The sequence below is a fragment of the Streptomyces sp. NPDC030183 genome, assembly GCF_055573455.1.
This window is the reverse complement of record NZ_JBVIBK010000012.1, coordinates 142332-152444: the sequence shown is the minus strand read 5'-3', so window position 1 is coordinate 152444 and position 10113 is coordinate 142332. Positions and strand designations below refer to the sequence as shown.

10 protein-coding genes are annotated in these 10113 nt (G+C 64.6%); all 10 read left to right on the top strand.

What is annotated here, in order from left to right; all coding sequences use genetic code 11:
- The first annotated feature begins 21 nt into the window (after positions 1 to 21).
- The 10 genes from ACZ4Z2_RS16860 (at position 22) to ACZ4Z2_RS16815 (ending at position 10088) form a co-directional block, all read left to right on the top strand.
- Positions 22 to 1374, top strand: a complete 1353-nt coding sequence (locus ACZ4Z2_RS16860) for a PfaD family polyunsaturated fatty acid/polyketide biosynthesis protein (protein WP_468076641.1) — start codon at positions 22 to 24, stop codon at positions 1372 to 1374.
- 76 nt (positions 1375 to 1450) lie between these two features.
- Entirely contained in the window at positions 1451 to 2533 is a 1083-nt protein-coding gene (gene fabD / locus ACZ4Z2_RS16855) for an ACP S-malonyltransferase (RefSeq protein WP_468076639.1), read from the top strand.
- A gap of 46 nt (positions 2534 to 2579) precedes the next feature.
- On the top strand, positions 2580 to 3839 hold the full coding sequence (locus tag ACZ4Z2_RS16850; protein WP_468076637.1) for a hydroxymethylglutaryl-CoA synthase family protein: 1260 nt from the start codon (positions 2580 to 2582) through the stop codon (positions 3837 to 3839).
- The gene (locus ACZ4Z2_RS16845) at positions 3827 to 4612 is read left to right on the top strand and encodes an enoyl-CoA hydratase/isomerase (RefSeq protein ID WP_468076635.1); all 786 of its coding nucleotides are present in this window, start codon (positions 3827 to 3829) and stop codon (positions 4610 to 4612) included. The genes ACZ4Z2_RS16850 and ACZ4Z2_RS16845 overlap by 13 nt, the downstream gene beginning before the upstream one ends.
- Positions 4613 to 4615: 3 nt before the next feature.
- Positions 4616 to 5371, top strand: a complete 756-nt coding sequence (locus ACZ4Z2_RS16840) for a polyketide synthase (RefSeq protein WP_468076633.1) — start codon at positions 4616 to 4618, stop codon at positions 5369 to 5371.
- A 4-nt stretch (positions 5372 to 5375) separates the two neighbouring features.
- Complete coding sequence (locus ACZ4Z2_RS16835) at positions 5376 to 5621, top strand: acyl carrier protein (RefSeq protein WP_468076631.1); 246 nt, start codon at positions 5376 to 5378, stop codon at positions 5619 to 5621.
- Positions 5602 to 6858, top strand: a complete 1257-nt coding sequence (locus ACZ4Z2_RS16830; RefSeq protein WP_468076629.1) for a beta-ketoacyl synthase N-terminal-like domain-containing protein — start codon at positions 5602 to 5604, stop codon at positions 6856 to 6858. Before ACZ4Z2_RS16835 ends, ACZ4Z2_RS16830 begins: the two co-directional genes overlap by 20 nt.
- Positions 6859 to 6904: 46 nt before the next feature.
- Positions 6905 to 7870 (top strand): acyltransferase domain-containing protein, encoded by a 966-nt coding sequence (locus ACZ4Z2_RS16825; RefSeq protein WP_468076627.1) that lies wholly within the window; start codon positions 6905 to 6907, stop codon positions 7868 to 7870.
- 35 nt (positions 7871 to 7905) lie between these two features.
- Complete coding sequence (locus ACZ4Z2_RS16820; RefSeq protein ID WP_468076625.1) at positions 7906 to 8808, top strand: SDR family NAD(P)-dependent oxidoreductase; 903 nt, start codon at positions 7906 to 7908, stop codon at positions 8806 to 8808.
- A gap of 47 nt (positions 8809 to 8855) precedes the next feature.
- Positions 8856 to 10088, top strand: a complete 1233-nt coding sequence (locus ACZ4Z2_RS16815) for a cytochrome P450 family protein (protein WP_468076623.1) — start codon at positions 8856 to 8858, stop codon at positions 10086 to 10088.
- Positions 10089 to 10113 lie beyond the last annotated feature (25 nt).

Below are 10113 nucleotides of genomic sequence, written 5' to 3'. Positions count from 1 at the left end.
GGTTGAGCAGGGGGAAGCGGAATGGAAAGTGCGGGACAAAAGCTCGGTTGCGAGGGCTTCCGCAGGGATTTCGGCATCGACTTCGCGTATCTGTCGGGGTCGATGTACCGAGGCATCGCCTCGAAAGAGCTGGTGGTGGCCATGGCGCGCGGCGGCTTCATGGGGTTTCTCGGCGCGGCGGGCCTCAGCCCCGAGCGGGTGCGCGGGGACATCGCCTTCATACGCCGGAACCTGACGCCACGACAGCCGTTCGGTGTCAACCTGCTGTGCAACCTGCAGGACCCCGCACGGGAGACGGCCAACGTCGAGCTGCTGCTCGCGGAAGGGGTGCGTTTCATCGAGGCGTCCGCCTTCGTCAAGGTCACACCGGCCCTCGTCCGGTTCCATCTGAGCGGCCTGCGCCGAGGGCCCGGCGGCATCACACGTGACACCCGGATCCTCGCCAAGGTCTCGCGGCCGGAAGTGGCCCGCGAGTTCATGAAGCCCGCACCTGATGACATCGTCGCGTGCCTGCTCGCGGAGGGCCGGGTCACTCCGGAACAGGCCGCGTTGGCAAGGGATGTGCCGGTGGCCCAGGACCTCTGTGTGGAGGCGGACTCGGGCGGACACACCGATCGGGGTGTGTCCACGGTCCTGCTGCCGTCGATGCAGAGCCTGCGCCGCGACATGGTGAGGGAACACGGCTACTCGGAGAAGATCCGTCTCGGCCTCGCCGGGGGGATCGGCACGCCGCATGCCGTTGCCGCCGCCTTCACGATGGGCGCGGACTTCGTCATGACCGGTTCCATCAACCAGTGCACGGTGGAGGCCGGGATCAGCGATGCGGTGAAGGACCGGCTGCAGGACATCGACGTCCAGGACACGGATTACTGCCCGGCCGGCGACATGTTCGAGATCGGCGCACTGGTTCAGGTCCTGAAGAAGGGGGTGCTCTTCCCCGCCAGGGCCAACAAACTGTCCGCCCTCTACAAGGCCCATGAATCCTGGGAGGACATTCCGGAGGGCACCCGACGGCAGATTCAGGCCACGTACTTCAAGAAGAGCGTCGACGATGTCTGGCAGGAGACCCGGGAGTACCTGGAAAGGACGGGTCGGATCGCGGAGATCGAGCGCGCCGAGCGCAGCCCGAAGCGCAGGATGGCGCTCATCTTCCGCTGGTACTACGGCTACAGCAGCCGCCTGTCCTTCTCCGAACCCGAGCGCGATCCGGCGAACGTACAGGTCCACACCGGCCCCGCACTGGGCTCCTTCAACCAGTGGGTGAAGGGAACCCCGCTCGTCGACTGGCGGAACCGGCATGCGGACCGGATTGCGGCCGACCTCATGCGGGAAGCCTCGTCGATCCTCGCGGAGCGCTTGCATGCGCTTACGTGAAGGAGCTCTCCCCGCCCAGCACAAGCAGTTCAGCAACCATCGCCAACAGACTTCGAACGATGAGAAGGGATTCTCCATGAGGGCGTATGTCTTCCCCGGGCAGGGATCGCAGCGGAAGGGAATGGGCGGTTCACTCTTCGACGAGTTCGAGGAGCTGACCCGGGCCGCCGACGCGATCCTGGGTTACTCCGTCAAGGAACTCTGCCTGGAGGACCTCAACGGCCGGCTCAACCAGACCCAGTTCACGCAGCCGGCGCTCTACGTGGTGAACGCCCTGTCCTACTACAAGAAGATCCGGGAGACCGGACAGGTCCCGGACTTCGTGGCCGGACACAGCCTGGGGGAGTTCAACGCGCTCCTGGCAGCCGAATGCTTCGGCTTCGAGACGGGCCTGCGCCTGGTGAAGAAGCGTGGCGAGCTGATGGGGCAGGCGTCCGGCGGGGCCATGGCTGCTGTCCTCAATGCCTCGGAGAAGGAGATAAGGACGATTCTGGAGCAGAATCGGCTTACCTCCGTCGACCTGGCGAACTACAACACGCCCTCCCAGATCGTGATTTCGGGGCGGGCCGAGGACATCAAGGCCGCGCAGCCGCTCTTCCAGACGGGGAACCACCTCTTCGTACCCCTGAACACGAGCGGCGCCTTCCACTCCCGCTACATGGAGTCGGCCCGTGCCGATTTCGCTGAGTTTCTGGCGGACATACCCTTCTCCGCACCTCGAATACCGGTGATCTCGAACGTGACGGGGCGACCGCACGATAACCGCCGCGTGAAGGAGTTTCTGACGCGGCAGATCGTCAGCCCGGTGCGGTGGACCGACATCGTGGAATACCTGCTCAGCCATGAGGGAATGGAGTTCGAGGAGGTCGGGTACGGCAACGTCCTGACCAAGCTGGAGAAGAAGATTCGCAGGGAGCTTCCGGACTTGCGGAAGAATGCAGTGCAGGTCGAGGAAAAGGTGATCCCCTCGGCGGCTGAACTGGTTCGGCAGTGGAATGAGAAGCATGCGGTCGGCACCCGCGTCAGGTCCACCACCGGCGACTACGAAAACCTGAGGACCGCCACCGAGGCGACCGTTCTCTTCGGGCACCGTGCAGCCATCTACATGAGCGGGTACCGAGGGTACTTCGACCTCAAGGAAATCGAGCCCATCAACTGAGCAGTAAGGATCTCTAGTTGACCGGGAAGACCCCAGGGAGAAATTGATGACGACCGTCGGAATCGAAGCACTCAACGTCTTCGCAGGCACCTGCCACGTCAATGTGGAGAAGCTGGCGATCCACCGCGGACTTGACACCGCGAGGTTCGACAACCTGCTCATGAAGGAAAAGACCGTTGCGCTGCCTTATGAGGACCCGGTGACGTTCGGTGTGAACGCCGCCAAGCCTCTCATCGATGCCCTGTCCCCCCAGGAGCGGGACCGCATCGAGCTGGTCATCACCGCGACCGAGTCGGCCTTCGACTTCGGCAAGTCCATGAGCACCTACTTCCACAACCTGCTCGGACTGAACCGGAACTGCCGTCTCTTCGAGATCAAGAACGCCTGCTACTCGGGTGTGGCGGCTCTGCAGACGGCGGCGAACTTTGTCCTCGCGCAGACCTCGCCGGGCGCGAAGGCCCTGGTCATCGCCACCGACATCACGCGCTTCATGGTGGCCGAGGGCGGTGACGCACTCTCGGAGGACTGGTCGTTCGCCGAGCCGAGCGGCGGTGCGGGTGCCGTGGCGATGCTCGTCAGCGACATCCCGCACGTCTTCCAGATCGACGTCGGCGCGAGTGGCTACTACGGCCACGAGGTGATGGACACCTGCCGTCCGCTGCCCGACAGCGAAGCGGGCAACGCGGAGCTTTCGCTGCTGTCGTACCTCGACTGCTGCGAGAACGCGTTCCTGGAGTACCAGCGGCGCGTCGGCGACGCGGACTTCGTCGACAGCTTCGGCTACCTGGCGTTCCACACGCCCTTCGGCGGGATGATCAAGGGGGCGCACCGCAACCTGATGCGCAAGCTCCAAAAGGCGCGCCCGGCGGCGATCGAGGAGGACTTCCGGCGCAGGATGCAACCGGGCCTGACCTACTGTCAGCGCGTCGGCAACATCATGGGTGCCACGACGATGCTGTCGCTCGCCAGCACGATCGACAACGCGGATCTCTCGGCCCCTCAGCGCGTCGGCGTCTTCTCCTACGGCTCCGGCTGCTGCTCCGAGTTCTTCAGCGGCGTGGTCCGGCCGGACAGCCAGGACCGGCTGCGCGGGCTCGCCATCGAGAAGCACCTGGACCAGCGGTACGAGCTGAGCATGGACGAGTACGACACCTTGCTCAGGAACAACCACGTGGTGAAGTTCGGCACCCGCAACGTCGACCTCGACACCACCATCGTGCCGGGCGCCAGGACGGCGCTCGGCAAGGAACTCCTGTTCCTGAAGCGGATCGACGAGTTCCACCGGGAGTACGAGTGGGTCTCCTGAACGCCGCCGAGTACGACACGGTCAAGGTCAGGTTCGAGAACGAGATCTGCTTCCTCCAGATCCACCGTCCCGACGCCGACAACTCGATCAACGTCCGCCTGGTCGAGGAGTGCACCAGCGTCGTTCGTTTCTGCGAGGAGCACGCCAAGGTCCTCGTTCTCGAAGGCCTGCCCGACGTGTTCTGTTGGGGCGCCGACTTCCGGGAGATCAGCTCCCAGGAGGACGGCAGCAGCCATGAACAGTCGCACGCCGGGGCGTTGTACGACCTGTGGCTCGCGCTGGCCCACGGCTCGTTCGTCTCCATTGCACATGTCCGGGGCAAGGTCAACGCCGGAGGTCTGGGGTTCGTGGCCGCGTGCGACATCGTCCTGTGCGAGGACAGGTCGGTGTTCAGCCTCTCGGAGCTGCTCTTCGGCCTCATGCCGGCGTGCGTGATGCCCTTCCTGATCAGGAAGGTCGGCCCGGCGAAGGCCAACTACATCACACTGACCACGCAGCCGTTCACCGCCGAACAGGCGGTGAACTGGCAGCTGGTGGACGCCAGCGACAAGAACAGTCAGAACCTGCTGCGTAAACACATTCTGCGCCTCCGGTATCTGCCCAAGAGTGGAGTGGCTCGCTATAAGAAGTACCTGCGGAATCTCGACAGCACACTGGTCTCGGCCCGCGAGAAGGCCGTGGATGCAAATCGGGAGGTGTTCTCCGACAAGGAGAACCTGCAGAAGATAGCGCGTTATGTGGAAACTGGCCAGTTTCCCTGGGAGGGGGAGTAGAACATGCAGGGCGCAGCGCCCGTGGACTACCAGGAGATCGGTCCCCACATCGTGCAGATCACGATGCAGGACAAGGTGCACAAGAACACCTTCTCCGACCAGCTCATCATGGGCCTGAGTGAATCCTTTGAAAAGGCAAAGGCCAATGAGCAGTGCAAGGTGGTGATCCTGACGGGCTACGGCAACTACTTTGCCAGTGGAGGCAGGAAGGAGAGCCTGCTGCAGATCCAGGAGCGGCGGATCAGTTTCACCGACTCCGACATCTATGGCCTGGCGCTCGACTGCCCGGTTCCCGTCATTGCCGCCATGCAGGGCCACGGTATCGGCGGCGGCTTCGCGATGGGCCTCTTCGCCGACTTCGTGATTCTCAGTCAGGAGAGCATCTACACGACGAACTTCATGAAGTACGGCTTCACGCCGGGCATGGGGGCGACTCTGATCCTGCCCAAGAAACTCGGATTCAGCCTGGCCGAGGAGATGCTGCTCTCCGCGGAGACCTACTACGGCCGTGACCTCAAGCAGCGTGGAGTTCCTTTCCCCGTGCTGCCACGGGCGGAGGTCCTCTCGCGTGCCGTCGAGTTGGCCGAGAGCATTGCGGAGAAGCCGAGAGTCTCACTCATCACCCTGAAGGACCACCTTGTGTCCGAACTCCGCGCGGAGCTTCCACGCTTCATCGAACGCGAAGTGGCGATGCACGAGAAGACCTTTCATCAACCCGAGGTTCGAGACCTCATCACATCCCAATACATAGAGGGTTAACAGAATGCCGAACCAGGACGTCTTCAACCGGATCGTGGAGAACACCCGCGAGGTCCTCCCGGAACTCGAGGACCACGGCTTCGTCCCCGACGACTCGCTGCGGGATCTGGGGGCCAACTCCATCGACCGGGCGGAGATCATCATGATGACGCTCGAGTCGCTCTCGGTCAGCATCCCGCTGATCGAGCTCGCAGACGCCAAGAACATCGGTGAACTCGCGGATCTCATCCATGGCAAGTCGAATTCCTGACCCGCGCGATGTCGTCGTCACGGGCCTCGGCGTCACCACCTCCGTGGGCCAGGGCAAGGACGACTTCATCGCCGCGCTGCTCGACGGCCGCCATGCCTTCGGCACCCTGCAACGCCCTGGGCGACAGGCACCGACCGGTTCCGGCGGCTCGGACGGCTCCCCGACCGCCTTTCTGGGGGCCGAGATCTCCGAGTTGGTCATGCCCGAGAGCATTGCGCCGAGAGTGCTGCGCACGGCGTCCTTCTCGTCGCGGGTCGCCCTGGCCACCCTCGACGAGGCCTGGCGCGAGGCCGGCCTGGAGGACGTCGATCCGTGTCGCATCGGTCTGGTGATCGGCGGATCCAACGTCCAGCAGCGCGAACTCACCCAGCTCCACGCTCGGTACGCCGAGCGGCCCGAGTTCCTGCGTCCCACGTACGGCATGGCCTTCATGGACACGGACCTGTGCGGGTTCTGCACGGAGGCGTACCCGATCCGAGGCTTCGCCCACACGCTGGGCGGGGCCTCGGCCAGTGGACTGCTGGCCGTGCTCCAGGCAGTGCGGGCGGTGCAGTCGGGTCAGGTCGACGTGTGCGTCGCCATGGGGGCGCTTATGGATCTCTCGTACTGGGAGTGCCTCGCGTTCAGGGCCATGGGGGCCATGGGGTCCAACCGGTATGCGGATGACGCGGCCGCCGCATGCCGCCCGTTCGACCTGAACAGGGACGGCTTCATCTTCGGTGAGGCATGCGGTGCGGTCGTCGTCGAACGGGAGGGCGGCCGCCGCCACCCCGCGCCGTACGCCCGCTTCCGTGGCGGTGGCACGGCGATGGACGGCAACAGGAACCCCAATCCCTCACTCGACGGCGAGATCGGTGTGGTCCGGGCGGCACTGCGGGAGGCAGGTCTGCCGCCGTCCGCAGTGGACTACGTCAATCCGCACGGCACCGGCTCGCCCACTGGCGACGAGATCGAGTTGGAGGCGCTGAAGCAGTGCGGCCTCACCCACGCCCGGATCAACACGACCAAGTCGATCACCGGCCACGGTCTGACCGCGGCGGGCGCGGTGGAGGTGGTCGCCACTCTGCTGCAGATGAGGGCGCAGAAGCTGCACCCCAGCCGAAATCTGCTGGATCTCATGGACCCGTCGTTCGACTGGGTCGGTCAGGAGGCGGAACCGTGCACGTTCGAGACGGCTGTCAGCCTCAGCATGGGCTTCGGTGGCATCAGCTCGGCGATCTGCCTGCAGAAATGCTGATTGCAGCCGCGCCCGTGGCCGCGCCCCGGACTCTTTGGAAGCAGCGATGACCCAACCAACCGTGTTCATGTACTCGGGCCAGGGCTCCCAGTACTTCCAGATGACACGCGAACTCTACGAGCGGCATCCGCGCTACCGGCTCTGGCTCGACCACTGCGACGACATCGCCTCGCCCATCCTGGGCAAGTCGCTGCTGGACACGGTCTTCGATCCGGATCGGCACAAGAGCGATCCCTTCGACTCGCTCGCGGACTCCAACGCGGCACTGCTCTGTGTGGAGTACAGCTTGACCCGGGTGGTCCAGGAGATGGGCCACCAGGCCGACTTCCTGCTCGGCTACAGCCTCGGGGAGATCACTGCGGCCGTGGTCGCCGAGGTCTTCTCACTGGAGCTCGGTATCTCCTTCGCCGTGGAGTTCGCGCGGCTGCTCGCGCAGGAGACTCCGCGTTCCGGCATGCTGGCGATCGTCGGCTCGCCGGAACTCGTGGAAACCCGTGCGGCCCTGTTCGCCGGCTGCTGGGTGACGGGCCGCAACTTCGACGGCAACTTCGTGGTCAGCGGGCTGCTGGAGGACATCGAGGAGGCCCAGCGCGCCATGGAACGTGAGGGCATCCTGTGCCAGCGGTTGCCCGTGAACTACGGCGTGCACACGGAACTCATCGACCCGGTCAGGGACAAGGCCCGCAGTCTCCTCGGCACCCTGGGCTTCTCCCCGCCGCGCATTCCGATCGTCTCCGCTGCTTCGGCGGGCCTGGTCGACGCCGTGTCGACCGACGGACTGTGGGCCGCGATGCGAAATCCCGTGGAATTCAGGGAAACCATCGACAAGATGACCTGCGAGCAAGACCTCACATTTATCGACCTCGGTCCCAGCGCAACACTCGCGACATTTGTCAAGTACATCCTTCCGTCGGATGGCGGCTCTGTGCAGCTGAGTACCGTGAACCGCTTCGGTAACGACATCAAATCGATGGACGAATTTCAGCAGAAGATGGCCTCGATACGAGGCTGAAAAGACGAGACGTGGTCCTGGAAGGGAAACCGGTCATGGCAGCGCAGAAGAGCATCAGAACATATGAGGGGGCCACCGCGATCGTCACGGGTGGCGCGTCGGGCATCGGCCGCGCGCTTGCCGAGGCCCTTGCGGATCGAGGCTGCGAGGTCGTCCTGGCCGACCTGCAGATCGAGCAGGCCGAAGAAGTGGCCGCGGCGATCCGGGCAGCCGGCGGCAGGGCCACGGCGGCCTGGCTGGACGTCACCGACTACGCGGGGTTCGAGCAGTTGGTCCAGGACACGGTCAACCGGACCGGGCGCCTGGACTATCTGTTCAACAACGCCGGCATCAGCCACGGCATGGGCGCGGGAGCCCGGCACTACCGCATCGAGGACTGGCGCCGCGTCATCGACGTCAACCTCGGCGGCATCGTCAACGGCGTCCAGGCCACGTACAACGTGATGATCGAGCAGGGCTTCGGTCACATCGTGAACACCGCTTCCATGGCGGGCCTGGTTCCGAGCCCCGGAACCACGTCCTATGTGACCACCAAGCATGCCGTCGTCGGCCTGTCGAACAACCTGCGTGCCGAGGCCGCACAGCTGGGAGTGCGCGTGAGCGTGCTGTGTCCCGGCGTCATCCGGACCCCGTTCATCGAGGGGGGCAGGTACGGCCGCGAGGTCGACGGGGTGACCGGCGAGCAGTCCCGGAAGATGTGGGAGGAGAAGAAGCCGATCGCCCCGGAGGACTTCGCCAGGAAGGCACTCGACGGGGTCGCCAAGAATCAGGGGATCATCGTGGTTCCCGCCTTCTGGAAGCTCTTCTGGTGGCTCTTCCGCGTGTCGCCGTCGTTGTGCCTCAACATCGCGACGAAGAACTTCAAGGACCTGGGGCGTAGCGCCGCTCCCGGTGGAGGAAGAGGAGAGGGGAGCGTTGCTGTCGACGCAGAGAAATAGCGGCACCAATGCACGACGAAAAAATGATACGAGAGAGTGGGGACACCTTGTCGACCAGTAGTGGACGCTCGGCACCGATCGAAATCAACCAGGCAGAGTTCGAGCAGGATCCGCATGCGCTGTACGACCTCCTGAGGGTCGAGGCACCGGTCTGCGAGGTGATAGCTCCGGGCGGCCTCAGGGTGTGGCTTGTCACCCGCTACGAAGACGCAAGGGCCGCACTGACTGACCCCCGGCTGTCGAAGAACGTCGAGGTCGGCCAGAAGGTGATCGAGAAGAACACCACGGGTGAGCTCAAGGCGATGTTGTTCGCCACCCAGTTGTCGGCGCACATGCTGAACACCGACCCGCCGGACCACACCCGCCTGCGGAAACTGGTCAACAAGGTCTTCACCGCACGCGCTGTGGAGCGGCTGCGGTCCCGGATCGAGGAGATCGCTGCCGAACTGCTCGACGCGATGGAGGGTCAGGATCAAGTAGATCTGATGCGCGCCTTCGCCTACCCTCTGCCGATCGCCGTGATCTGCGAGTTGCTCGGCGTTCCGGCGCTGGACCGGGACCGGTTCCACGGCTGGGTCGCCGCTCAGCTGTCCGGGGATCCCGAGCGGATCCAGGAGGCTGCGCCGGCACTGCTGGGGTACCTGCACGAACTGGTCGAGAGCAAGCGGATCAACCCTGCCGAGGACCTGCTCACGGGTCTGGTGAACGCCAGCAACGACGGTGAGAAGCTGAACGCCCAGGAGCTGGTGTCCATGGCCTTCCTGCTCCTGGTCGCCGGTCACGAGACGACCGTGAATCTCATCGGCAACGGAATGTTCGCCCTGCTGCGACACCCCGACCAGTTCGCCGCACTGCGTTCGGATCCTTCCCTGCTGCCTGGGGCGATCGAGGAATTCCTGCGCTACGAGGGGCCGGTCAACACAGCGTCGCTTCGGTACACCACCGAACCAGTCGAGTTGGGCGGAGTCGTCATCCCGGAACACGAGCTGGTTGTGGTCGCCCTCGCCTCGGCCAACCGGGACGGCGCCCAGTTCGTCAACGGCAGCCAGCTGGACATCACCCGCAAGGCGGGCGGAAATCTGGCATTCGGGCACGGCATCCACTATTGCGTAGGCGCACCCTTGGCCCGACTTGAGGCGGAGATCGCGTTCAGTCGTCTATTTGATCGGTTCCCGGACATTCAACTGGGCGGCGATCCGGCCTCCTTCCGCTGGCGGCCCGGCACGGTGCTCCGCGGGCTGGAGACCCTGCCTGTGCGGCTGAGTGCCGAGCAAGGCTGAACCCAGCCCCCCCGTGACCGGCGGG